This window comes from Arachnia propionica, from assembly GCF_037055325.1.
In the GTDB taxonomy this organism is placed as follows: domain Bacteria; phylum Actinomycetota; class Actinomycetes; order Propionibacteriales; family Propionibacteriaceae; genus Arachnia.
The window spans coordinates 2,557,561-2,579,696 of the sequence record NZ_CP146373.1 but is presented as its reverse complement, the minus strand read 5'-3'; the positions used below and the strand labels follow the sequence as shown (position 1 = coordinate 2,579,696).

21 protein-coding genes and 1 tRNA gene are annotated in these 22,136 nt (G+C 65.3%); 14 read left to right on the top strand and 8 right to left on the bottom strand.

Annotation, left to right across the window (positions count from 1 at the left end; translation table 11 throughout):
- Positions 1-142: 142 nt before the first annotated feature.
- Both V7R84_RS11930 and V7R84_RS11925 read right to left on the bottom strand, forming a co-directional pair.
- Positions 143-1,042, bottom strand: a complete 900-nt coding sequence (locus V7R84_RS11930; RefSeq protein ID WP_338569309.1) for a hypothetical protein — start codon at positions 1,040-1,042, stop codon at positions 143-145.
- A complete protein-coding gene (locus V7R84_RS11925; protein WP_338569306.1) occupies positions 1,039-3,051 on the bottom strand; it encodes a thioredoxin domain-containing protein in 2,013 nt (670 codons plus the stop codon). Before V7R84_RS11925 ends, V7R84_RS11930 begins: the two co-directional genes overlap by 4 nt.
- A gap of 389 nt (positions 3,052-3,440) precedes the next feature.
- On the opposite strand from V7R84_RS11925, the gene V7R84_RS11920 reads away from it, so the two are divergent.
- The gene (locus V7R84_RS11920) at positions 3,441-3,956 is read left to right on the top strand and encodes a rhomboid family intramembrane serine protease (RefSeq protein ID WP_412728122.1); all 516 of its coding nucleotides are present in this window, start codon (positions 3,441-3,443) and stop codon (positions 3,954-3,956) included.
- A 155-nt stretch (positions 3,957-4,111) separates the two neighbouring features.
- Here the strand turns inward: V7R84_RS11920 and mca are convergent, their stop codons facing one another.
- Positions 4,112-5,023: a mycothiol conjugate amidase Mca gene (mca, locus tag V7R84_RS11915; protein ID WP_338569300.1), complete on the bottom strand. Its 912-nt coding sequence runs from the start codon at positions 5,021-5,023 to the stop codon at positions 4,112-4,114.
- Between the two features lie 74 nt (positions 5,024-5,097).
- On the opposite strand from mca, the gene greA reads away from it, so the two are divergent.
- The gene (gene greA, locus V7R84_RS11910; RefSeq protein WP_338569298.1) at positions 5,098-5,595 is read left to right on the top strand and encodes a transcription elongation factor GreA; all 498 of its coding nucleotides are present in this window, start codon (positions 5,098-5,100) and stop codon (positions 5,593-5,595) included.
- 5 nt (positions 5,596-5,600) lie between these two features.
- Here the strand turns inward: greA and V7R84_RS11905 are convergent, their stop codons facing one another.
- Positions 5,601-6,032, bottom strand: a complete 432-nt coding sequence (locus V7R84_RS11905; RefSeq protein ID WP_338569296.1) for a DUF2089 domain-containing protein — start codon at positions 6,030-6,032, stop codon at positions 5,601-5,603.
- Positions 6,029-6,829: a hypothetical protein gene (locus V7R84_RS11900; protein ID WP_338569293.1), complete on the bottom strand. Its 801-nt coding sequence runs from the start codon at positions 6,827-6,829 to the stop codon at positions 6,029-6,031. The genes V7R84_RS11905 and V7R84_RS11900 overlap by 4 nt, the downstream gene beginning before the upstream one ends.
- An 86-nt stretch (positions 6,830-6,915) precedes the next feature.
- Here V7R84_RS11900 and V7R84_RS11895 point away from each other — a divergent pair, with 86 nt between their 5' ends.
- From V7R84_RS11895 to V7R84_RS11885, 3 genes are all read left to right on the top strand, one after another.
- Positions 6,916-7,056, top strand: a complete 141-nt coding sequence (locus tag V7R84_RS11895) for a hypothetical protein (protein ID WP_338569291.1) — start codon at positions 6,916-6,918, stop codon at positions 7,054-7,056.
- Positions 7,047-7,119, top strand: a tRNA-Thr gene (locus V7R84_RS11890). Before V7R84_RS11895 ends, V7R84_RS11890 begins: the two co-directional genes overlap by 10 nt.
- Positions 7,120-7,443: 324 nt before the next feature.
- Positions 7,444-8,049 carry a DUF1707 domain-containing protein gene (locus V7R84_RS11885; RefSeq protein WP_338569288.1) on the top strand — a complete coding sequence of 202 codons (606 nt, stop codon included), beginning with the start codon at positions 7,444-7,446 and terminating at the stop codon, positions 8,047-8,049.
- 71 nt (positions 8,050-8,120) lie between these two features.
- On the opposite strand, the gene V7R84_RS11880 is transcribed toward V7R84_RS11885, so the two are convergent.
- Positions 8,121-8,834, bottom strand: coding sequence for a glycoside hydrolase family 16 protein (locus V7R84_RS11880; protein ID WP_338569286.1), 714 nt, complete (start codon positions 8,832-8,834; stop codon positions 8,121-8,123).
- Between the two features lie 314 nt (positions 8,835-9,148).
- On the opposite strand from V7R84_RS11880, the gene V7R84_RS11875 reads away from it, so the two are divergent.
- The 5 genes from V7R84_RS11875 (at position 9,149) to V7R84_RS11855 (ending at position 14,127) form a co-directional block, all read left to right on the top strand.
- Positions 9,149-9,829 carry a DUF1707 domain-containing protein gene (locus V7R84_RS11875; RefSeq protein WP_338569285.1) on the top strand — a complete coding sequence of 227 codons (681 nt, stop codon included), beginning with the start codon at positions 9,149-9,151 and terminating at the stop codon, positions 9,827-9,829.
- Positions 9,830-10,069: 240 nt separating this feature from the next.
- On the top strand, positions 10,070-11,929 hold the full coding sequence (gene dnaK, locus V7R84_RS11870; RefSeq protein ID WP_338569283.1) for a molecular chaperone DnaK: 1,860 nt from the start codon (positions 10,070-10,072) through the stop codon (positions 11,927-11,929).
- Complete coding sequence (gene grpE / locus V7R84_RS11865; protein ID WP_338569281.1) at positions 11,926-12,498, top strand: nucleotide exchange factor GrpE; 573 nt, start codon at positions 11,926-11,928, stop codon at positions 12,496-12,498. Before dnaK ends, grpE begins: the two co-directional genes overlap by 4 nt.
- 53 nt (positions 12,499-12,551) lie before the next feature.
- A complete protein-coding gene (gene dnaJ / locus V7R84_RS11860) occupies positions 12,552-13,706 on the top strand; it encodes a molecular chaperone DnaJ (RefSeq protein ID WP_338569280.1) in 1,155 nt (384 codons plus the stop codon).
- A gap of 1 nt (position 13,707) precedes the next feature.
- Complete coding sequence (locus V7R84_RS11855) at positions 13,708-14,127, top strand: heat shock protein transcriptional repressor HspR (protein ID WP_338569278.1); 420 nt, start codon at positions 13,708-13,710, stop codon at positions 14,125-14,127.
- A gap of 124 nt (positions 14,128-14,251) precedes the next feature.
- On the opposite strand, the gene V7R84_RS11850 is transcribed toward V7R84_RS11855, so the two are convergent.
- Entirely contained in the window at positions 14,252-15,868 is a 1,617-nt protein-coding gene (locus tag V7R84_RS11850) for a glycoside hydrolase family 13 protein (protein WP_338569276.1), read from the bottom strand.
- Positions 15,865-16,848 carry a LacI family DNA-binding transcriptional regulator gene (locus V7R84_RS11845; protein WP_338569273.1) on the bottom strand — a complete coding sequence of 328 codons (984 nt, stop codon included), beginning with the start codon at positions 16,846-16,848 and terminating at the stop codon, positions 15,865-15,867. Before V7R84_RS11845 ends, V7R84_RS11850 begins: the two co-directional genes overlap by 4 nt.
- 156 nt (positions 16,849-17,004) lie before the next feature.
- On the opposite strand from V7R84_RS11845, the gene V7R84_RS11840 reads away from it, so the two are divergent.
- From V7R84_RS11840 to V7R84_RS11825, 4 genes are all read left to right on the top strand, one after another.
- Positions 17,005-18,210: a maltose ABC transporter substrate-binding protein gene (locus V7R84_RS11840; RefSeq protein WP_338569271.1), complete on the top strand. Its 1,206-nt coding sequence runs from the start codon at positions 17,005-17,007 to the stop codon at positions 18,208-18,210.
- Between the two features lie 58 nt (positions 18,211-18,268).
- Entirely contained in the window at positions 18,269-19,840 is a 1,572-nt protein-coding gene (locus V7R84_RS11835; protein ID WP_338569268.1) for an ABC transporter permease subunit, read from the top strand.
- Positions 19,840-20,706, top strand: a complete 867-nt coding sequence (locus tag V7R84_RS11830; RefSeq protein WP_338569266.1) for a sugar ABC transporter permease — start codon at positions 19,840-19,842, stop codon at positions 20,704-20,706. The genes V7R84_RS11835 and V7R84_RS11830 overlap by 1 nt, the downstream gene beginning before the upstream one ends.
- Before the next feature lie 86 nt (positions 20,707-20,792).
- The gene (locus V7R84_RS11825) at positions 20,793-22,121 is read left to right on the top strand and encodes a dipeptidase (RefSeq protein ID WP_338569264.1); all 1,329 of its coding nucleotides are present in this window, start codon (positions 20,793-20,795) and stop codon (positions 22,119-22,121) included.
- The last annotated feature ends 15 nt before the right edge of the window (positions 22,122-22,136 follow it).

Below are 22,136 nucleotides of genomic sequence, written 5' to 3'. Positions count from 1 at the left end.
CGGGCATGCGATTCCTGTGGTGGCAGCGCCAGCCAGGGCGTGACCCATCCAGCGTGGGAGGGCGACGCCACCGGCAGATGATCGGTGACGTATCCGCAATCACGCGCCAGGGTGCAGCGAGACGTTTCGTGACCGCACACCGTTAGACATGGGTGAGCGGAAAAAGGCGCCACGCCTCCGGCAGGAGCGTGAATACCGTAAGCAGTGATGCGATCGCCGCGATGATGGCGAAGTAATCGACCCACGTCACCACCAGATAGGGATCATGTCCTTGCCGGGTGCGGCAGAAGAACCACATCGCCGAGGCCAGCATTGCCGCGATGCCCGCGCCTCCCAGAACCCACATGCTCGCAGGCCAGGGCGCCGACAGGCTCGCCGACGGTCCCGCAGACCTCGCCACCGGTCCGAGCAGGGTGGCTCCCAGGGCGACGGCGCCCGCGATCATCGTGGCAGCCGCGAAACGGACCTTCTGCGAGGTGACAAGGAAATCCCTGAGCCTTTCCTCTTTCTTCATGACGCGTCGAGGCGTCGCCACGGGCCGGTTGATGCCGAAGGTGCAACTCCAGATCCAGACCAAACCGAGCGAGCCGATGGTCAGTTCAATCACAGGCATGAAGAAGGGCGGCAGCAAGGGGTGGGATTTATAGCTGTTGGTCGGACGTAACCAGCTGGCCGCCACCAAAGCCTCGGGGAAGTGAAGCATCGCCAGCAAGGATGCGAGACACATCAGGAGGCTCAGCCAGGTGAGGGGGATCCACCGTGTCCAGCGTCGGATCGGTGAATCCACCTCGGGAGGCATCAGCAGTTCACGGAGGGCCTCGAGTGCCCGCCACCCTGAGAAGGCTGCGAGCCCGAGCTGAGCGTGCCGAAACGTGACGAGCTCATACCCCCCGAGGAACAGGCCCCGGTAGTCGAGGAACCACACACAGACCCCCGCCACGGCACCCCAGACCACGAGGGAACCCAGCAGGCTTGCCACGGTGCGGTTCAGGTTCATTCCCTCGTGTGCTTCCTGGCCGCCAGGGGAAGGAGACTGGGTCATGTCCGATGCCAGAGGGGGGTTTTCAGCTCGGTGTAGTCGGTCACTGGGTCGAAGCAGCGTTGTCCGCGGCACACGTACACGGCCCGTTTCTCGCGGCCCTCCAGCCAGGATCCGAAACCTTGTGTGCTCGCCGGGGCGGTCAGGATCACCGACCCCGCCGGCGCCAGCCGCCAGGAAGCGCGAGCCAGCTCGTCGAACGGATCGTCGGAGGCGACGACGACCATCGCAGGTTTCAGGCCGCGGCGGGCCTCGTCGGCGATCATCAGGTCCTCCAGGGCGGAGCCCGCGAACCGGGGGTTCTCCGCCACGGTCGCCCATGTGGTGGTGGCTGCCTCGTCGGCCCGCGCCAGCAGGTCGGGACGCTCTGCCAACAATCCCACCCGTCGCAGCGCCCGCACCAGAGCGCTCGTCCCGGACGGAGTGACGTTGTCGGTCAGGGAACGCGGGTGCACGAACAACTCGCCCGCCGCCGCGTCGAAGAAGCCGCCGTCGTCGGCCCCGAAGAGCTCCACCGCCCGGTCGCAGAGGATCTCGGCGTGACGCAACCAGGTGGCCTCACCCGTTGCTCCGGCCAGCGTGGCGAGGGCGTCGGCCAAGGTGCCGTGGTCCTCAGCGGTCGCGAGCGAATCGTCGACCTGCCCCGCCCGTGACGAGTGTCGCAGCTTGCCGCCCACCAGATGCGTGTCCACCAGGTAGCGGGCCGCGTCCCGGGCCAGGTCCAGCCAGTGCGGCTCGTTCCAGATCAGGGCGCCCGCGACCAGCGACGAGATCGCCAGGGCGTTCCACGAGGTCACGATCAGGTGGTCCTTGGCGGGCGGGAACCGGCGTCCCCGCTCGGCCAGGAGCTTCCCGGAGACCTCCGCCAGCTTGTCGACATCGGGGCGGCCGCGCAGCTGCAACGTCGAGAGCCCCTCCCCGAAGGTGCCGCCTGCGGTGACGTGGAAAACCCGGGTGGCCCAGTCGCCGTCCTCCTCGCCCAGGGCGTCGATGATCAGCTCCGGCGACCACAGGTAGTGGATGCCCTCGAAGACGGCGCCGCGGATGTCGCAGGAATCGGCATCCAGGCCCGCCATGAAAGCGCCGTTCTCGTCGCGCAGCTCCCGTTCTAGGAAACCGGCGATGCCGTAGGCGGTGCGTTCCAGCAGCGCCCGCAGTCCCTCGTCGTGGTCGGCGGTGCGGCGCCAGCCGCGGATGTAGGTGCCCAGCAGCAGGGCGTTGTCGTCGAGCATCTTCTCGAAGTGCGGCACCACCCAGCCCGGATCGACGGCGTAGCGGTGGAAACCCCCGCCGATCTGGTCGCAGATGCCGCCGCGCGCCATCGCCTCCAGGCTGCGTTGAGCCAGCTCCAGGCTGCGGGCGTCGCCGCGCACCAGCAGCGCATCCAGCGTCGTCGCGGATGGGAACTTCGGGGCGGTTCCGAAACCGGCGTGGATCAAGTCGAAGTCAGCGGCGATCGTCTCGACGGCCTCGTGGACCTCGGGAGCGTCGTCCGTCAGGGGCGCCGCAGAGAGGGCCGCCAGATGTCCGGTCACCACGTCCGCGCCCGTGGTCAGGGTTGGCCGGTTGTTTTTCCAGGTGTCGGCCAGGGCCTGCAGGACCTGCATGAATGACGGGCGCCCCGGTTGCGGTTCGGGTGGGAAATAGGTGCCCGTGAAGAACGGGCGTCCTTCTGGGGTGAGGAAGGCCGTCAGGGGCCAGCCGCCCGCGCCCTCGTTCATCAGTTGCGTGGCCGTCATGAACACCTGGTCCAGGACAGGATGTTGCTCGCGATCCACCTTGATCGGCACGAAATGGGTGTTGATGAACTCCGCGACCTCCGGGTTCTCGAACGATTCACTCCCCATCACGTGGCACCAGTGGCACGATGCGTAACCGATGCTGAGCAGGATCGGCCTGTCCGTCTCCACGGCGTGCGCCAAGGCCTCAGGACCCCAGGGCCACCAGTCCACCGGATGATGGGCGTACTGGAGGAGATGGTCACTGGAGGAATCTGCGAGTCGGTTCGCCATGAGGGTCAAGCTTAGGGCTTCCGCGGAATCCGGGACCATCCTCCCCGAAGCCGGGTGAGCCGGGCGCAGATGAAGGAACTGCCTGTGTCGACACCATACCGCGAGCCCCCAGATGGCATCGTGCGCACGTCCCTATCCGGCTACCGGATGGTGTCGACTCGATACCTGTGAGCTCGGCTCAACCATCTTGTGGGTGGGAAACGCCCGCCCGCGGACACACGCCGAGGCGATGTGCGGGACGGTTCTGCAATATCCATACGGATAATGTGACGTGGAGAATTTGAACATGCTGCCACACTGGAGGCATGAGCACCCAGAGCTTTGCTGATCGTCGTTCCCTGGAAGGGGTCAAGCCCGGTGTCGTGGTCGTCGGTGGTCTACTCGCGCTCATGTGGGTGCTGGAGATCATCGATAGCGCGTCCTTCCATTCCCTGGATCGGCTCGGCATCATCGCCCGGAATCTTGGATCACTGCCCCACATCCTCACAGCCCCGTGGCTCCACTTCGGTTTTCCGCACCTGATCAGCAACTCGGTGCCGTTCCTGATCCTCGGCCTGCTCACCTGGCTGGCGGGTCCGGGACGCTGGCTGGCGGTCACCCTCATCACCGTCGTCACCTCCGGGCTGACCGTCTGGCTGATCGCACCCTCCAACGCCATCACCCTGGGTGCCTCCGGCCTAGTGTTCGGATACCTCGCCTACCTGCTGGTGCGAGGCTTTTTCACCCGCAACTTCTGGGAGATCGCGCTGTCGGTGGCCGTGTTCTTCTTCTACGGCTCGATCCTGCTGGGCGTGCTGCCCGGCGCGTCGGGGGTCTCGTGGCAAGGACACCTCGGTGGTGCCATCGGTGGTTTCATCGCCGCGAAGTTCCTCCACGGCAGCGACCCCGCCACCCGGCGGGCCTGACCCTGGCGCCGCTGGCGCGGTTTGCTGGCCTTACCGTCGGTTTGCTGGCCGTAGTGATGTTCGCTGGCTTCACAGCGCAGGCAAACGTGAACAACGCCAGCAAACCTACGAGAAGGCCAGCAAACCCGGAGAGCGGGGGCCGGACGGGGTGAGGGTCAGATGATGAACTCCGGTACCAGAGGAACCTCCCGCAACCCGGTGAACAGGTCATCCTCCGGGATCATCGTCGGCACCTTCGAGACCACCAGCTGGTAGTCCTCCGTCGGCCAGCCCGCCTGCTGAATCGCAAGCGGCACCGCGAACCAGGGCCCATCAGGGTCGATCTGCGTGGCGTGCGCCCGCAGCGCCTCGTCTCGCACACCGAAGTACTGGGCACAGTTGACGAACGTGGTCAGGCGGCCATCCGAGAACGGATCGTCGTCGCGGGCCGGTGCGGGATGGCTGGGGGAGAGGCCCTGCTCGTGCATCAGCGCGTCCAGGGCCGCGAACCTGCGCCGGTGGAAACTCATGTGGTAGTACAGCTTTGCCGCCTGCCAGGCGGTGCCGTGTTCCGGCCACAGAGACGGATCCGCCGCCGCTGTGAACGCCTCGACGGTGATGCGGTGGCATTGGATGTGATCGGGATGTGGGTAGCCTCCGCGTTCGTCGTAGGTGGTCACGACGTGCGGACGGAAGTCGCGGATCACCTTGACCAGCCGCCCCGCTGCCTCCGTGACGTCCTGCAGGGCGAAACATCCCTCGGGCAGTGGTGGCGGGGGATCTCCCTCCGGCAGGCCGGAATCGACGAAACCCAACCACACTTGCTTGATCCCCAGGATCTCGCGGGCGCGGGCCATCTCTGCTGCCCTGATGGCGGGCAGGTTCTCGAGGATCTCGGGATCGCCGGCCAGGGCCGGGTTGAGAATGTCGCCGCGTTCGCCGCCGGTACAGGTCGCGACCATGACCTCCACGCCCTCCGCCACGTACTTGGCGGTGGTTGCAGCGCCCTTGCTCGACTCATCATCGGGGTGGGCGTGCACGTGCAGTAGGCGCAATGGGCCCTTGGGGTGCGAGGTCATGGAAGACATTCTGTCGGGTCATGGGCGAAGCGGCCGAATTCAGCTCGCCTTGGGTTTAGAAGCCCCGGTGCTAGCATGTCGGGATGTCCGAAACCAAAGCCGAAACGGTGTGGCTCACCCAGGAGGCCCACGACAAGCTCGAGGCTGAACTCACTCACCTTAAGACCGTGGGTCGCCCCGAGGTGACCGCCAGGATCGCCGCAGCCCGCGAGGAGGGCGACCTCTCCGAGAACGGCGGCTATCATGCCGCCCGTGAGGAGCAGGGGCAGATGGAGGGGCGCATCCGTCAGCTCGAACATCTCCTGCGAAGCGCCCAGGTGGGCGAGGCTCAGGGCGACCCCGAGGAGGTCAGCCCCGGTCGCATCGTCACCGTCGCGTTCTTCGGCGATGATGACGACACGGAGACCTTCCTGCTCGGGTCGAGGGAGATTCTCGGCACCGACTCCTCCGTTGACCAGGCCGTCTCGCCGCAGTCGCCGCTGGGTGCCGCGGTGCTTGGTCATCGCGTGGGTGACGAGGTCAGCTACGCGGCCCCCAACGGCCGTACCATCTCGGTGACCATCACGAAGGTTGCCTCGTGACGTAACTACTCCAGTTCTGCGATCAGCTGGGCCGCCACCTCGGCGCTGATCTCACCGGCCGCCACCCGTGCCAGGATCTGTTCCTGCGGGGTGGCGGTTTTCGTTTCTCCTTGCCCGGCGGGCCCGGAGTCATCGGGTTGTGGAGGAGCGGATTGGGCATCGGGATTCATACCCAGCTTCACCAGTAGTGCATCAAACCGGGCGCGTGCCGTCGGGTAAGAGACCTGGAGGTGCTTTTCCACCTCACGCAGATTGCCGCGGGAGGCAAGGAAAACGCGAAGCAGCTCGTGTTCGGCGGCGTCGAGACGGTCGTAGGGGGAGGACGCGAATTCGCCGGCCAGCTCGGAGCCGCAGTGCGTGCAGCCCTTCCGGATGATGATCAGGTCCTCTCCGCAGACGGGACAGTCGGCGGGGGCGTGATACAGCTCGGAGGTCATGCGGGTACCTCACTCTTCACCGTGGCCAGGCCCATCGTGACGGTCAGGTCGCACCGGGCTGAACCGTTGCCGAAGACCACTTCATCGGCTCCACCGTTGTCCTCGGGCCAGCGGATGTGACCGAACTTCGCGTCAGCGTGCACCGTGACGCTGGAGCCGGGTTTGAGGATCAGGGTCAGAGACCCGGACTCCACCTTCAACCGGGAACGCCCCAGGCTGATCGGGCCCTCGACGGTGACGCCCCCGGCCTGGCTGAGGAGGTCGGAGACCTCGACGACGTCGCTCAGGTGGCAGCCCCCGGCGGTCACCCGGACGCGTCCGAAACGGGGTACGCCGGTGCTGCGCACGCCGCCCGTGGTGGCCTCGACGTCGATGATCAGCTTCGGGTTGACCTTGACGAGTAGCTCCTTGCCCAAGCCGATGTCGCGGAGGTCGTCGAGACTGCGGGGCGGACGGATCAAGGAAAAGCCACTCAGGTTGGGGCCGAACTCCCCGGTGGAGCTGACCTCCATCACCTCGCCATTGCGACGCAGCACGTGTGGGCCCTCCACGGACAGGGTGGCAACCGATGAATCCCCCTCGATTCGTACGCGTCGCCCGACCGCGGTGATCGAAACCCGGGCCAGCCCCCCTGGTTTGCCCTTCGGGGTGTCCTCCTGTTTCGGGCCGGATTGAGTGGACCGGGAAGCGTCACCGGTCTTGTTCTTGAGAGCGGATATGCGCCGGTTCGCCTCGGCGGTGTCGATGCGACCGGCTGCCAGATCGTCCAGGATGGAACTCAGATCAGGATTGGTCATGAAGTAATGGTAACTCACTCCTCGCATTCTCGAAAGACAAATTTAGTTTTCTTTAAGGTGGCGCCTGTTGTTGCAGGGTGTGCGGGATGGGTGACCGCCGCAGAGGTGTGCGTGGCGCCTCGTTCGGGTGGTTCCTGGGTCGGTTGTCTGCGGCTCCGGGGCGGCGTGCAGCGGATTTCGTCGCCGCCGATGAGGGCGGCTATAGTGTGTTCCCGCTGCCGCCCTAGCTCAGTAGGCAGAGCGACGCTCTCGTAAAGCGTAGGTCACGGGTTCGATTCCCGTGGGCGGCTCAAGGTTGGAAATGGCCCCTGACAAGGCGTAATGCCGAGTCGGGGCCGTCTTCGTTTCGTCGTGAGCGCGGTTTTCTTGCCGAGTGAAGCGTGCAATTGCCAGCGCGGCGGTCGGACTCAGGTGTGCGGGCGGCGTGGCCGTGAACATCGCCGTGACGAGGCGCTGAGGCTGTCGCGGGCATGTTGGCCCGTGACATTGGAGCTGATGTTGGTCCCGTCAGGGTACCTCTGGGAAATGGGTTGGGGACCTCGGCGGGGCGAGAGGTTGTGGAGCGGATGATTCCGCTCCTGCTGGTGGTCGCGGTGGACCGTAGACTTTGCAGCATGTCGGAGAATCTGCCTCAACAATCGCCCCGGGTGCAGATGCGCATAGGTGATGCCGAGCGTGATGCGGTGCTTGGTGTGCTCCAGAACGCCTATGGCGAGGGTCAGCTCACCCTTGAGGAATTCGATGAGAGGCAACAGCTTTGTCTCAAGGCCCGATACATCGGCGATCTGTCTGCCCTCGTCGTTGACCTGCCCGGAGGGGAGGGGTGGCACCATGCCGTTACGAGACCAGCGAACCTCTCCTCGGCCCCTGCCGTCTCCCAGGGGGCTGCGGGCAGGAATGAGCTCGCCTTCATGAGCGGCAAGGTGATCCACCTGGATGCGAAAACTCCGGCGGTGAACAGTTTTGCCCTGTGGGGTGGCAACGAGATTCGTACTGAGGCGGTCGTGGGTCCCGGTGTGGAGATCGAGCTGTCGCTGAGTTCAATCATGGGTGGCCACACCGTCTATGTGCCGGAGGGGGTGCGGGTCATTGACCACAGCGTCAACATCATGGCCGGGGTGCATGTCTCGAACGAGGCAGCTGGTGACGGGTCGAACGGCACACTCATCATCAAGGGGTTCAACTTCTGGGGTGGCACATCCGTGCTGCTGCGAAAGTAAAAGAAGCGAGGGGGCGCGGGGAGAGCTCTCCCCGCGCCCCCTTCTCTGTGCCGATATCCGGGAGCGAGTCGTCAGGCGTGTGGCAGCCGGGGCATCCGGAGGGGGCGGAACAGGATGGTCTGTTCCCACTCGAAGTTGTCATGCCAGTCGTCTAGGATGGCCGGGTTGACCCCCGCGTGGATGGTCAGGTGCACGGGTACCTTATGTGGGGCGTGCGGGGTGTGCAGTTCGCGACGGAGCCGACCGTCAACAAACCAGCGGACCTGCCCCGGGTCGATGTCGACCTGGTAGTGGTGCCAGTAGGTGACATCGAGAGGGATCTCCTCGGGTGCGTGATCCGGGTCGCCGGTGTCGGGGTTGGGCCAGTGGAGGTTGGTCAGCGTCTGACCGCTTCCGACACGCCCTTCGATGAAGTTGATCTCCCCGAGGGGCCATTCGCGCTCGTTCTGCGGCCACAGCATGGCGACCAGCTCCACCCGATCCGACGCGGGGGCCTGGAGTTCGATCTCCCAGGAGCCGTGGCCGGGAGCGTTGTGGAGACCGGCCCATGCCGGGCACAGCAGAGAGTTGTGCAGCGCCTGTTCGTGATTGGCCCCGAGTTCGCGGTAGAGCTGATAGGCGGCGCGATCCAGGCGTAGCGTCAGCGCAAAGGTGCGACCATCGGGAAGCAGTTTCGTCATATCGGGGCTGTAGCGTCCCAGAGTTCCGTGCTCGGGGCGTTGCACGCCCCAGCTTCCGTAGGTGCTGTACGCCAGCAGGCCGGCATGTGGCGGTTGGAAATTCATTACTGGCCACTTTCTGTTCATCGGGTGCGGTTTTCTTGCGAGTTTCGCGAGCTTTAGTGTGTATGGTCGCTGCTGCTGATTCAACGACCAACGACGTGATTGCCGCGGATTGGCGGATGGTGTGCAGATGACATGAGCGTAGTGCCAGGAAAAGGTTCCGGGCCGGCGGGTTCTGGGGATGCTTGGCTGGAGGAATCGAAATCCTTGGCTCCATGACATGAAATCGTGTGGATGGGATCGACTATTCTTCAAATCTTCCGCGATCTTGCGGGAAAGTGGGGCGGGGCAGCCGCGATGGCCGTATGCTTCTTTGCATGGTGGAAGATCTGTCCGCGGGGTCTCGTCGGGTCCCGATGCGCGTTGGTCATCTCGAGCGTGGTGAGGTACTCGAGATGCTTCAAGCTGCCTACACGGCGGGGCAGATCAGTCATGAGGAGTTTGAGGACAGGCGGCAGTTCTGCCTCAGGGCCCGCTACGTCGATGACCTGTCCGGCCTCATCTCGGACCTGCCGGGCAGTGACAAGTGGCGCAAGGAGAAACCTGCCGACTCGCCTCCGGAGAGAATCATTGTCGCGGACGAAGTGTCTCCGTACAACGAGGTCTTGGTCTTGAGACGTGGGACTGTTCGCATGAGTCCCAGCATGTCGACGATACGAAGTCGGGTCGTGATGGGCAGCAGCACGATCCACATCGAGGACATCATGGCCCCAGGTGTGGTGATTGAGCTGAATCTGAAGTCCGTATTGGGGACTTTCATTCTGTATGTTCCGTGGCGGGTGCAGATCATCAACCAGAGCCTCAACATTTTGTCGGCGATCGACATTGAGTCGGAAGCTGATGGCGACGGAGCGAACGGTGCGGTCATCATCAATGGCTGGCACATCATGGGGACCTTCAATATCCGGGTGGAGGAGTACCTGAAGAAGGAAAGGGAGGAAAGGCGAAAGAGTCGCGCCATGAACAGCTATAGGAGAAGAAGGACGTGGCGTCTGTGAGAGGGGTCGAACCGCCCCGGTGTTGTGTCGTCGTTTCGATGATCCGGGACGCCGAGTGTGTTGTGCGTCTCGCGCAGGGGCGACCCGGGAAAACCCCGACAGAACCCGGGTTGAGTCCCTGAGGCTCAACTTTGGGTTGCGACATGGTTCGCTGGTGTGGCATAGTTGAGTCTGCCCCGCTCAAGGGGCTTGGGATTGGCAACACGCGCTAGCCGCACAACGAATCAGGAGATACCCCAAATGGCACGTGCAGTAGGCATCGACCTCGGCACCACCAACTCGGTCGTCGCTGTCCTCGAGGGTGGCGAGCCCACCGTCATCCCCAACGCCGAGGGGGCCCGCACCACTCCGTCCGTGGTCGCCTTCACCCCCTCCGGTGAGGTTCTCGTGGGTGAGGTGGCGAAGCGTCAGGCGGTCACCAACCCCGACCGCACCATCCGCTCCGTCAAGCGTCACATGGGCACGGACTGGAAGGTAGACATCGACGGCAAGGACTACCGCCCGCAGCAGATCTCGGCCTTCGTCCTGCAGAAGCTGAAGCGGGACGCCGAGGCCTACCTGGGTGAGGCTGTCACCAATGCCGTGATCACCGTCCCCGCCTACTTCTCCGACGCCGAACGCCAGGCCACGAAGGAGGCCGGCGAGATCGCGGGCCTGACCGTGGACCGCATCATCAACGAGCCCACTGCCGCCGCTTTGGCCTACGGCCTCGACAAGGGCGAAACGGAGCAGACCGTCCTGGTGTTCGACCTGGGTGGTGGCACCTTCGACGTCTCCCTCCTCGACATTGCCGATGGCGTCTTTGAGGTCAAGGCCACCAACGGTGACAACCGGCTCGGTGGTGACGACTGGGACGCCAAGATCGTCGAGTGGTTGGTGACGCAGTTCAAGAACAAGCACGGCGTCGACCTTTCCCAGGACAAGATGGCCCGCCAGCGCCTCCAGGAGGCCGCCGAGCGTGCCAAGATCGAGCTGTCCTCGGCCTCCGAGACCTCCATCAACCTGCCCTACATCACCGCCTCGGCTGCTGGTCCGCTGCACCTCGACGAGAAGCTGACCCGCGCCGAATTCCAGCGGATGACCCAGGATCTCCTGGATCGCTGTCGCACGCCGTTCAACACCGTCATCAAGGACGCCAACACCAGCGTCGACAAGATCGACCAGGTGCTGCTGGTGGGTGGATCCACCCGCATGCCCGCCGTCGCGGACCTCGTGCGCGAACTGACCGGTGGCAAGGAACCCAACAAGGGCGTCAACCCCGACGAGGTCGTGGCGCTGGGCGCCTCCCTGCAGGCAGGCGTGCTGAAGGGCGAGGTCAAGGACGTGCTGCTGCTCGACGTCACTCCGCTGAGCCTCGGCATCGAGACCAAGGGCGGTGTGATGACCAAGATCATCGAGCGCAACACCACCATCCCCACGAAGCGCTCTGAGGTGTTTACCACCGCCGAGGACAACCAGCCCTCCGTGATGATTCAGGTGTACCAGGGCGAGCGGGAGTTTGCCCGCGACAACAAGTCGCTCGGCAACTTCGAACTGACCGGTCTGCTGCCCGCACCGCGGTCGGTTCCGCAGATCGAGGTCACCTTCGACATCGACGCCAACGGCATCGTCCACGTCCACGCCAAGGATCTGGCAACCGGCAAGGAGCAGTCGATGACCGTCACCGGCGGATCCGCGCTGGCCAAGGAGGACATCGACCGCATGGTGCGCGAGGCCGAGAGCCACGCCGAGGAGGACCGCAAGCGCCGCGAGAGCGTCGACATGCGCAACGAGGGCGACGCCCTGGTGTTCCGCACCGAGAAACTGCTGAACGAGAACGCCGACAGCATTGGCGAAGAGGTCAAGGCTCCGGTCGTCGAGGCCGTCGACAAGCTGAAGGAGGCCCTGAAGGGCGAGGACAACGATGCGGTCAAGGCCGCCATCGATGACCTCAACACCAAGGCCGCCGCGATGGGTCAGGCCATGTACGCCGCGGCCCAGGCCAAGGCCGAGGGCTCGCAGCAGCAGACCTCCGAGGGAGGGTCCACCGAACAGGCCGGTGGCAATGCCCAGGATGATGTCGTCGATGCGGAGATCGTGGATGACGAGGAATCCAAGTGAGCGAGCAGCCCACCCCCGATGAGGTAGTGGCGCAGGCCGAGGCGGTTGTTGAATCAGCCGCCTCGGCTCCCGCCGAGGCCACCGGGACGACCGAGGCCCGACGAGGCATGGAGAGCGACGAGGCGGCGGAGGAAACGCGCGACTGGGAGACCGTCGCAGCGGAGCGAACCGCCGATCTGCAGCGTCTCCAGGCCGAGTACGTCAACTACAAGAAACGCGTGGACCGCGATCGGGCGCTGGCCCGGCAGGTGGGGATAGAGGTCGTCGTGACCGATCTGATGCCGGTGCTCGACGCGATCCAGCTGGCCAAGTCCCATGGGGAACTGGACGGCGGATTCAAGATGGTGGCCGAGGAGTTCGAGAAGGTGGCGGCCAAACATGGCCTGGTCGTCTTCGGAGCTGTCGGCGATCCCTTCGACCCGACCCATCACGATGCTCTGATGGAGGTGCCTCTCGAGGAGAAGGTCACCGTGACCACGGTCTCGCAGGTCATCCAGCCGGGCTACCAGCTGAAGGACCGCGTGATCCGGCCGGCGCGTGTCGCCGTCGCCAATCCGAGGCAGGACTGAATCGCGGACGGGCCGAGGCTGTGGTCTCGGCCCCCGCAGATGAGAGGCGATGAGTGAGCACCAAGGACTGGATAGAGAAGGACTACTACAAGGTTCTCGGCGTGGACAAGAAGGCCAGCGCCGAGGAGATCAAGAAGGCTTTCCGGAAGATCGCCCGGGACAACCATCCCGACGCGAACCCCGGTGACAAGACCGCAGAGGCCCGTTTCAAGGAGGCCTCCGAGGCCAACACGATCCTCTCCAACCCGGAGAAGCGCAAGGAGTACGACGAGGCGCGCAGCCTGTTCGGTGGCTCCGGGGTACGGTTCGGGCGCAGCGGTTCGGGCGGGGGGAACACCGGCTTCGAAGACCTGTTCCGCAACGCGGGAGGGGCGCAGGGCGGTTTCGGTGACCTGTTCGGCAACCTTTTTGGAGGTGGCTCGGGCGGGTCGCGGCGAGGTTCCCAGCGGGGACCGCGCCGCGGCGCAGACATCGAGGGCGAGGTGAAACTGGCCTTCGAACAGGCGGTCGAGGGCACCACCGTCGCGATGCGCACCGTGTCCGATGATGCGTGCAGCGCGTGTCGTGGGACGGGAGCGAAGCCCGGGACGTTGCCGAAGGTGTGTCCTGGGTGCGAGGGTTCCGGGATGCGCAGCTCCACGTCGGGCGGGGTGTTCTCGATGAGCGAACCCTGCACCGAATGTCGCGGTCGCGGGCTGCTGGTCGACGATCCATGCGCAGCGTGTGATGGTTCCGGGCGAGGGAAATCGACCAACACCGTCAACGTCCGGATCCCCGCAGGGGTCACCGACGGGCAGAAGATCCGCATCAAGGGCAAGGGTGTGGCTGGCCAGAACGGCGGCGCCGCGGGGGACCTGTACGTCACCGTGCACGTGGCCCCCCACAAGCTGTTCGGGCAGCAGGGCAACAACCTGACCATCGAGGTTCCCGTCACCTTCGCGGAGGCGTCGCTGGGAGCCGACATCCAGATCCCGACGTTGCAGGGGCCCAAGGTGAAACTGCGTGTGCCCCCGAACACCCCGAACGGTCGCACCCTCAGGGTGCGCGGCAAGGGGGTGCGAAGGAATGACGGCACCATGGGTGATCTGCTCGTCACCATCCAGGTGAAGGTGCCGGAACACCTCAGCGATGACGCGAGGAATGCGCTGCTGGAGTACGCCGAGAAGGCCGGTCAGGAAGACCCGCGGGCCGCGCTGTTCGGAGGCTGACATGGGCAAGAACCTGCCCCAGGCCTTCGACCCCGAGGTGCCAGTGTTCCCGGTCTCGGTGGCGGCACAATTGGCGGACATGCATCCACAGACCCTGCGCGGCTACGACCGGCTCGGGCTGGTAGTCCCGAAACGATCACGGGGAAGGGGGCGTCGCTATTCGCTGAAGGATGTCGCGAAGCTTCGCCACATCCAACACCTGAGTCAGAACGAGGGAATCAATCTGGAGGGGATCCGGCGGATCCTGGCGTTGGAGGAACAGATCGATTCCCTGACGGCGCAGGCAGAACGCCTCTCGGAGATCCTGCGCCGGCTCGGGGAGACGCAGGAGGCCTCCCGGATCTTCACTGCCGACCCATCGGGTGCGGTTTACCACGGACGCTTCCAGGTGCGCGCCCGCCTGGCCCTGCCCTACCACTGAACAGAATCCGAACGAAGGGACTGGCCCACGTGGGCCAGTCCCTTCGTGCTTCCTGAAACTGGTGGAGCCGGCTGTGGCGAAGGGCCAGCTCGCGTCGAAAGCTGTCCTGCACGCCGGGTGTGTCTCAGTAGCGACGGAGCCACACCGCGGCGTCGGTGGGAAGTTCCCCCGACAACTCAGTGCTGGCCAACAGCACCTCTCCATCCGGTAGCGGAACCGGGGCGCCCGCCACGTTGACCATCACCCGCACCGCTGCGTTGTCGAAGGCGACGACGTGCTCGTCCGTCTCCACCCAGGTGAGTTTGCCCTCGCCCAGCCCGAATTCGCGGCGCAGCCGCAGGGCGTCGTGGTACATGCTCCAAGTTGAACCCGGCACCCCGATCTGCCGGTCGGCTGCCAAGGCGGCGTACGAATCCGGTTGCGGCAACCATGTCCGACCGGTCGGGGAGAAACCCGCGCCGGGTGCGTCGCCGACCCACGGCAACGGGATGCGGCAGCCGTCGCGCCCCACCTGGTCGCTTTCGGAACGGAACCAGATCGGATCCTGGCGCAGATCGTCCGGGACGCTGGTGTGCTCCGGCAGTCCCAGCTCCTCACCCTGGTACAGGTACGCCGATCCGGGCAGCGCCAGCATCATCAGCGTCGCCGCGCGGCCTCGTCTGATGCCCAGCGCGGCATCAGGTTGTGGATCGCTGGCGGAGATGCCCTCGGTGTCGGATGTGTCCTCGCGCGCCAGGCGGGTGGCGTGCCTGACTACGTCGTGGTTGCTCAGTACCCACGTGGTGGGTGCGCCGACGGCGGCGTTCGAGGCCATCGTCTCTGCAATCACCCTGCGATAGCTGGCGGCGTCCCATGTGGAGGCCAGGAAGTCGAAGTTGAACGCCTGGTGCATCTCGTCCTCGCGGACGTAGCGGGCCAGGCGCTCCGGGAAGGGAACCCACGCTTCGGCCACCAGGACCCGGTCCCCGTCGTATTCCTCCAGCACCCTGCGCCAGCGACGGTAGATGTCGTGCACGCCGTCCTGGTCCCACATCGGGCCCAGGTTGAAGTTTCCCTGTTCGGTGTGTTCCTCCGCGTCGGGCAGGCCGTCAGCCTTCACGAGGGAGTGCGCCACGTCCACGCGGAAACCGTCGACCCCCAGGTCGAGCCAGTGCCGCAGGATGTCGTCGAATCCCTCCTTGACCAGGTCGGAGCCCCAGTCAAGATCGGGCTGGTGGACGTCAAACAAGTGGAGGTACCACTGCTCCGGTGTGCCGTCGGGGCGCGTCAGTCGTGACCACCCCTGTCCCCCGAACAGCGACCGCCAGTTGTTCGGCGGCAGCTCACCGTCCGCACCTCTGCCGTCGCGAATCAGGTAGCGCTGTCGTTCCGGGGCGCCAGGTTCGGCTGCGATCGCCGCCTGGAACCACTCGTGAGCATCCGAGGTATGGTTCGGCACCAGGTCGATGATCACCCTCAGGCCCAGGGCATGGGCCTCCTCGATCAGGCGGTGGGCATCCGTGGTGGTCCCGAACAACGGATCGACCTGGCGGTAGTCGGCGACGTCGTAGCCGGCATCAGCCATCGGGGAGCGGTAGAACGGACTCAGCCACACTGCGTCCACACCCAGTTCCTTGAGGTAGGGGAGTTTCGAGATCACGCCCGGCAGGTCGCCGTAGCCGTCGCCGTCGCTGTCGGCGAAGGAGCGGGGATATATCTGGTAGATGACGGCAGAGCGCCACCACTCGCGGGTGTTTGTCATGTTTTCGGTCCTGTCGATTGACGGATGATCAGGTCGGGCCGGAAAACCAGCTCCGTGCCGTCGGGGGTGTTGCCGTCCATTGCCCGCACCAGCCCCGAGACGGCCGCCTCGCACATGGCGCGGACGGGCTGGCGCACGGTGGTCAGCGCTGGCTCGGTGAACGCCATCAGCGGGGAGTCGTCGAAACCTATCACGGAGAGGTCCTCCGGGACCCGGAGTCCACGTGAATGGGCCTCGCGGATCACCCCGAGGGCCATCAGATCGGAGCCGCAGATGATGGCGGTATGTCCCGCGTCCAGCAACTTGGCCGCCGCCACCTGGCCACCTTCTGGGGTGAAGATGGTGCGCTCGATGCTGTCCTTGCCGAAACCGAGGTCCAGGAAAGCCGACGACTTGCGACGGGTGGGAAGGAAACGGGCCGGGCCGACGGCGAGCCCAATGCGTTCGTGCCCCAGCGACCTCAGATGGGCGACGGGTGAGGCGATGGATTCTGCGCTCGAGCAGTTCACGAATGCCGCAGCGAGTTCCGTGGTGTGGCCGTTGATGAAAATCGTCGGGATCCCGGCCTCCGCCAGTCGCAGGTAGGGGGCGAGGTCGGCCTCGGCGTCGGCGGCGGCACCTGATATGGACACCACGCCGTCGACCCCCAGGTCCAGGAGCGTCGCGATGCAGGAGGGTTCGTCCGCGCCCAGTGGGCCGGCTGCAACGATCACGGTGCGGTGGAGGGGCTGGAACAGCTGCCCCAGGCTTTCCGTGAAAGCGGGGAAGGAAGGGTTCGACAATTCCGGCACGATCACTCCCACCACGCCGGTGCGTTGCTGAAATTTTTCACGGTCGTAACCGAGTTCGGTCATGGCCTGAAGTACCGCTTGGCGTGTGTTCTCCCGGATTCCCGGTTTGCCGTTGAGCACCCGGGAGACCGTGGAGACAGACACTCCGGCGCTAGCGGCCAGGTCCGACATCCGTGGGCGCGTGCTCATCCGTACCTCCGTTGGTCAGTCTGTCTGCGAGACGTTATCAAATTGTGGCCAAAATTGTCTGAAAAATTGCTGCAATCGTGCAGAGATTTTGTTAGCGTCTGCGTAGCAGAACCATGGGTCGGCGTCGAAGCCGGCCCTGCAGAACAGGAGAACCACATGAGCAAGCGCCTGCTCGCACTGGCGGCCACCGGCTTGGTCTTCGCCCTGACCGCCTGCGGCTCCGCAAGCAACACCACCCCTAACAGTTCCTCCGGCGGTTCCCAGGCCTCCGGAACCCTCACCCTGTGGACCGACGAGACCCGCATCGAGGGGTTCAACGCCATCGGTGAAGCCTTTCAGAAGGCCACCGGGGTCAAACTGGAGGTGGTGCAGAAACCGACCGATGACGTCCGGACGGACTTCATCGCCCAGGCCCCCTCCGGGGCCGGCCCCGACCTGATCGTCGGCGCCAACGACTGGATCGCCAGCTTGGTCAAGAACGGCGTCGTCGCGCCCGTCGAACTCGGCGACAAGGCAGATGGTTTCTCCGATGCCGCGAAGAAGGCCTTCACCAGCGACGGAACCCTCTACGGCGTTCCCTACGCGGTGGAGAACATCGCACTGGTGCGCAACAACAACCTCGCCAAGGACACCCCGGCCACCTTCGACGAGCTCATCGCCCAGGGCAAGCAGCTCACCCCGGGCCACCCCGTGCTGATCCAGCAGGGCGACAAGGGAGACGCCTACCACCTGTACCCGGTGCAGAGCTCCTTCGGTGCCCCGCTGTTCAAACCCGACACCACCGAGATCGGCATGAAGGGTGAGGCCGGCGAGAAGTTCGCCGCCTACATCAAGAAACTCACCGACGAGGGTGTGCTGTCCGAGTCCATCGGTGGGGATCAGGCCAAGCAGGCCTTCCTCGACGGCAAGTCCCCCTACATCATCACCGGACCCTGGTGGACCGGTGAGTTCACCAAGGCCGGGCTCGACATCTCGGTGCTTCCCGTGCCCTCCGCGGGTGGCCAGCCAGCCGCCCCATTCGTCGGGGTGCAGGGCGTCTACCTGTCGTCGCACTCCAAGAACGCGCTGCTGGCCAACCAGTTCCTCGACTACATGGCCGGTGACGAGGCGCAGAAGATCCTGCAGGAGAAGGGCGGGCGCCTGCCCGCGCTGAAGTCCGCCGCGGCGGCCGTCACCGACCCGGTCCTCAAGGGCTTCGAGGCCGCCGGTGAGAACGGCCAGGCCCTGCCCGCCATCACCGGCATGGATGCGGTCTGGAGTCACTGGGGTTCCGCCGAACTCAGCATCCTCCGCGGGGAGGATCCCGTGACCACCTGGCAGCAGATGATCTCCAACGTCGAGGACGCGCTCGCCATGGGCTGATCGGTGTTCCACGCGGGGGCTCCCCGGGCCCCCGCGTGGTTTCCGGTCTGGAAACAACATGAAAGAAAGAACCGATTCCGCGGAGCCGCGGCTGTCCCATGCCCGCGACTACAAACGTCCCGGCTTCTACGCGAAGCTGGTCCTGATGGCCCTGGTCAACGCCTTCGGGCTGTACGGCATCATGGTTTCAATTCCCCAACGGCAATGGTTCGTGCTGGGGTTCCTCGTCGTGGCGCTGCTCGTCGCCGACTACGTCTACTTCTCCAAGCGGGCGATCCCCGCCAAGTACCTGCTGCCCGGCCTGGTCTTCCTGCTCGTCTACCAGGTCTACGTGATGGGTTCCACCGCTTGGGTGGCGTTCACCAACTACGGTGACGGTCACAACGACTCCAAACAGCCCGCCATCACCCAGATCCTCAAGACCTCCGACCGCAGGGTCGAGGGCACCTCGACCTACCCCGTGACCGTCGTCGAGAAGGACGGCGAGCTTGGATTCGCGGTGGTGCGTGACGGCCACGCCGAGGTCGGAACCCAGAACACTCCTCTCGCGGAGGTGCAGGGAGCGGTTGTCGCCGGCACCAGGGTGACGGAGGTGCCCGGGTGGAACCTGCTGTCGCCGGCCGATGTGCAGGCCCGGCAGCAGAATGTGCTGGAGTTGCGCGTCAACCTCAGTGATGACCCCACCCAAGGCTGGTTGCGCACCGACAATGCGTCCTTCGCCTATGTCGCGAAATCGGCGCTGACCTACGACGCCGCGGCCGACACCTTCACCGACCCCGACGGGAAGGTCTATCACGCCGACGAGTCCGTGGGGGCCTTCGTCGCAAGCGACGGGTCGCAGCTCACCCCGGGCTGGCGGGTGTTCGTCGGGACCAAGAACTTCACCGAGGTCTTCAACGACTCGCGGCTGACGGGTCCCTTCCTCGGCATCACGGCCTGGACCTTCGCCTTCTCGATTCTCTCCGTGCTCACCACCTTCGCCCTCGGGCTGGCCCTGGCCGTGATCTACAACGACAAACGGGTCAGGGGACGCACCTTCTACCGCGCGATCTTCCTGCTGCCCTACGCCTTCCCCGCGTTCCTGGCGGCGCTGACCTGGAAGGGCATGCTCAACAAGGAGTTCGGGATCATCAACCAGCTCCTGGGTGGGGCCGACATCGCGTGGCTGTCCGACGGAAGCATGGCGAAACTCGCCATCCTGGGGGTCAACCTGTGGCTCGGATTCCCATACATGTTCCTGGTCAGCACCGGGGCGTTGCAGGCGATCCCGGCCGAACTGACCGAGGCCGCCATCATGGATGGGGCGGGGGCCTGGCGAAGGTTCCGCAACATCACGCTGCCGATGCTCATGGTCTCCCTCGCGCCGCTGCTGATCGCCAGCTTCGCGTTCAACTTCAACAACTTCTCCCTGATCTACATGCTCACCGGTGGCGGCCCGAACTATTCCGGTGCTCCGGTGCTGATCGGTGAGACCGACATCCTGATCTCGATGGTCTACTCCATAGCCTTCGAGTCGGGAGGCAAGCAGTACGGCCTGGCGTCCGCGTTGTCCCTGCTCATCTTCGTGGTGGTCGGGGTCATCGCCTGGCTCGGATTCCGGCAGACCCGCAAGCTCGAGGAGATCATGTGATGAACGACAACGTCACCCTCAAGGGCGCCCGCTGGTGGAAGGAAGTGGGCTGGAAACACATCCTCGCTGTGGTGCTGATGATCTACTGCATCTTCCCGCTGCTCTACGTGCTGTCGGCATCGCTCAACCCGGGAGGCACGATCAGCGGTTCCAGTGAACTGTTCCGCACGGTCTCGGCGGAGAACTACGCCACGCTGTTCGGCACCAATTTCCCGCGCTGGATGCTGCAGTCGTTCGTGGTCAGCACCACGACCGCGATCGGAACGGTGCTGATGGCGGCGTCCGCGGCCTACGCGTTCAGCCGTTACCGGTTCAAGGGGCGTCGTGGCGGGCTCACGGCTCTCATGCTGGTCCAGATGTTCCCGCAGATGCTGGCCTTCGTCGCGATCTTCCTGCTGCTGCTGATGCTGCGCGACATCTACCCGGTGCTGGGGCTCAACTCGGCCCTCGGGTTGATCGCCGTCTACCTCGGAGGGGCGCTCGGCGGCAACACGTTCCTGATCTACGGGTTCTTCAACACCATCCCGAAGGAACTGGACGAGGCGGCCCGCATCGACGGCGCCACCCACGCCCAGATCTTCTGGGGGGTCATCGTGCGGCTGGTGACCCCGATCCTCGTGGTCGTCGGCCTGCTGTCCTTCGTCAGCAGCTACGGCGAATTCATTCTCGCCAAGGTCGTGCTGCAGAGTCCGGAGGACTACACCCTGGCGGTCGGCATGTACGTGTGGGCATCCGACGAACGAAACGCCCCGTGGTCGCTGTTCGCGGCGGGCGCGGTGGTCGCGGCCATCCCGATCATCCTCTTGTTCATGTACCTGCAGAAGTACATCGTCGCCGGACTGACCGCGGGCGCGGTCAAGGGCTGAGGTCCCGGGGAGGCTCCACGGACGGCAACATCGGCGGGGATCGACGTCATCGATCCCTGCCGATGTGCTCTCTGTAGGGTGAAGGCATGACCAATCTCGCCTGGAACGTCGAGAGGGTGCTGCCCTCCGCCATCGCCGACCTGCACAGACTCATCTCCATTCCGTCGATCTCCTCGATGCCGGAACACGACGCCGACGTCGCCGCCTGCGCCGATGTGGTCTCCGGGTTGTTCCGGGACCTCGGGGCCTCGGAGGTGAAACTCCTCGACGGCGGCGGGAAACCGGCGGTGTGGGCGAACTTTCCCGGGCCTGAGGGGACGCCGACGGTGTTGCTGTACGCCCACTACGACGTTCAGCCCACCGGCGACATCGAGGCCTGGACCTCCCCGGCATTCGAACCGACGGAACGCGGCGGCAGGCTGTACGCGCGCGGATCGGCCGACGACAAGGGTGGGGTCGCGCTGCACCTGGCGGCGCTACGAGTCTTCAACGGCGCACCGCCGGTCGGGGTGAAGGTGTTCATCGAAGGTGAGGAGGAGATCGGGTCGCCGACCATGCCGACGCTGCTCGACCGCTACCGCGACGAACTGGCCGCCGACGTCTACGTCGTCGCCGACTCCGTCAACTGGGAGGTCGGAAAGCCGTCGCTCACCACGTCACTGCGAGGTGTCGCGGACTGCCAGGTCACTGTCTCCACCCTGGCGGAGGGGCTGCACTCGGGGCAGTTCGGTGGGGTGGTGCCGGACGCATTGACCGCGCTGTGCCGGCTGCTGGCCACCCTGCACGACGAGGCCGGAAACGTCGCGATCGAGGGTCTCGTCACCGGAACTGCTCCCGACCTCGACTACCCCGAGGATCGGCTGTTGGAGGAAACCGGGCTGCTCGAGGGGGTGTCGCAGATCGGCGACGGGTCTGTGGTGGAACGGATGTGGTTCAAACCCGCGGCCTCCGTGCTGGCCATCGATGCCACCCCCGTCGCGAAAGCCTCCAACACCTTGATCCCGTCGGCCCGGGCGAAGGTGAGTGTGCGCCTGGTACCCGGCCAGGACCCCGCTGCCGCCGCGAAGGCCCTGGAGGATCACCTGCGCAGGAACGCGCCCTGGGGCGCGCACGTCGATGTCGTGGCGGGGCAGTGTGGAGCGCCCGGCCGGATCACCCTCGACGGGCCGCGCGCCGAAGCAGCGAGGGCCGCTTTCCGGGAAGCATTTGGAGTGGAGGCCGTGGAGATCGGCTGCGGGGGATCGATCCCGATCGTCGCCGAGTTCGCCGACCGCAATCCCGGAGCCCTGGTGCTGGTGACCGCTGTCACCGACCCGAACTCGCGGATGCACGGCATCGACGAGTCGCTGGACCTCGGTGACTTCGCCAAGGCGGCCTTGGCGGAGACCCTGCTGCTGAACAACCTCGCGGGCTGACCCGCACATCCCGGT

Bases quoted from the DNA above. Each gene is read 5' to 3' on its own strand.
- V7R84_RS11930 (WP_338569309.1), bottom strand. From the start codon at position 1,042: ATGACCCAGTCTCCTTCCCCTGGCGGCCAGGAAGCACACGAGGGAATG.
- V7R84_RS11925 (WP_338569306.1), bottom strand. From the start codon at position 3,051: ATGGCGAACCGACTCGCAGATTCCTCCAGTGACCATCTCCTCCAGTAC.
- V7R84_RS11920 (WP_412728122.1), top strand. From the start codon at position 3,441: ATGTGGGTGCTGGAGATCATCGATAGCGCGTCCTTCCATTCCCTGGAT.
- mca (WP_338569300.1), bottom strand. From the start codon at position 5,023: ATGTCTTCCATGACCTCGCACCCCAAGGGCCCATTGCGCCTACTGCAC.
- greA (WP_338569298.1), top strand. From the start codon at position 5,098: ATGTCCGAAACCAAAGCCGAAACGGTGTGGCTCACCCAGGAGGCCCAC.
- V7R84_RS11905 (WP_338569296.1), bottom strand. From the start codon at position 6,032: ATGACCTCCGAGCTGTATCACGCCCCCGCCGACTGTCCCGTCTGCGGA.
- V7R84_RS11900 (WP_338569293.1), bottom strand. From the start codon at position 6,829: ATGACCAATCCTGATCTGAGTTCCATCCTGGACGATCTGGCAGCCGGT.
- V7R84_RS11895 (WP_338569291.1), top strand. From the start codon at position 6,916: ATGGGTGACCGCCGCAGAGGTGTGCGTGGCGCCTCGTTCGGGTGGTTC.
- V7R84_RS11885 (WP_338569288.1), top strand. From the start codon at position 7,444: ATGTCGGAGAATCTGCCTCAACAATCGCCCCGGGTGCAGATGCGCATA.
- V7R84_RS11880 (WP_338569286.1), bottom strand. From the start codon at position 8,834: ATGAATTTCCAACCGCCACATGCCGGCCTGCTGGCGTACAGCACCTAC.
- V7R84_RS11875 (WP_338569285.1), top strand. From the start codon at position 9,149: ATGGTGGAAGATCTGTCCGCGGGGTCTCGTCGGGTCCCGATGCGCGTT.
- dnaK (WP_338569283.1), top strand. From the start codon at position 10,070: ATGGCACGTGCAGTAGGCATCGACCTCGGCACCACCAACTCGGTCGTC.
- V7R84_RS11855 (WP_338569278.1), top strand. From the start codon at position 13,708: ATGGGCAAGAACCTGCCCCAGGCCTTCGACCCCGAGGTGCCAGTGTTC.
- V7R84_RS11850 (WP_338569276.1), bottom strand. From the start codon at position 15,868: ATGACAAACACCCGCGAGTGGTGGCGCTCTGCCGTCATCTACCAGATA.
- V7R84_RS11845 (WP_338569273.1), bottom strand. From the start codon at position 16,848: ATGAGCACGCGCCCACGGATGTCGGACCTGGCCGCTAGCGCCGGAGTG.
- V7R84_RS11840 (WP_338569271.1), top strand. From the start codon at position 17,005: ATGAGCAAGCGCCTGCTCGCACTGGCGGCCACCGGCTTGGTCTTCGCC.
- V7R84_RS11835 (WP_338569268.1), top strand. From the start codon at position 18,269: ATGAAAGAAAGAACCGATTCCGCGGAGCCGCGGCTGTCCCATGCCCGC.
- V7R84_RS11830 (WP_338569266.1), top strand. From the start codon at position 19,840: ATGAACGACAACGTCACCCTCAAGGGCGCCCGCTGGTGGAAGGAAGTG.
- V7R84_RS11825 (WP_338569264.1), top strand. From the start codon at position 20,793: ATGACCAATCTCGCCTGGAACGTCGAGAGGGTGCTGCCCTCCGCCATC.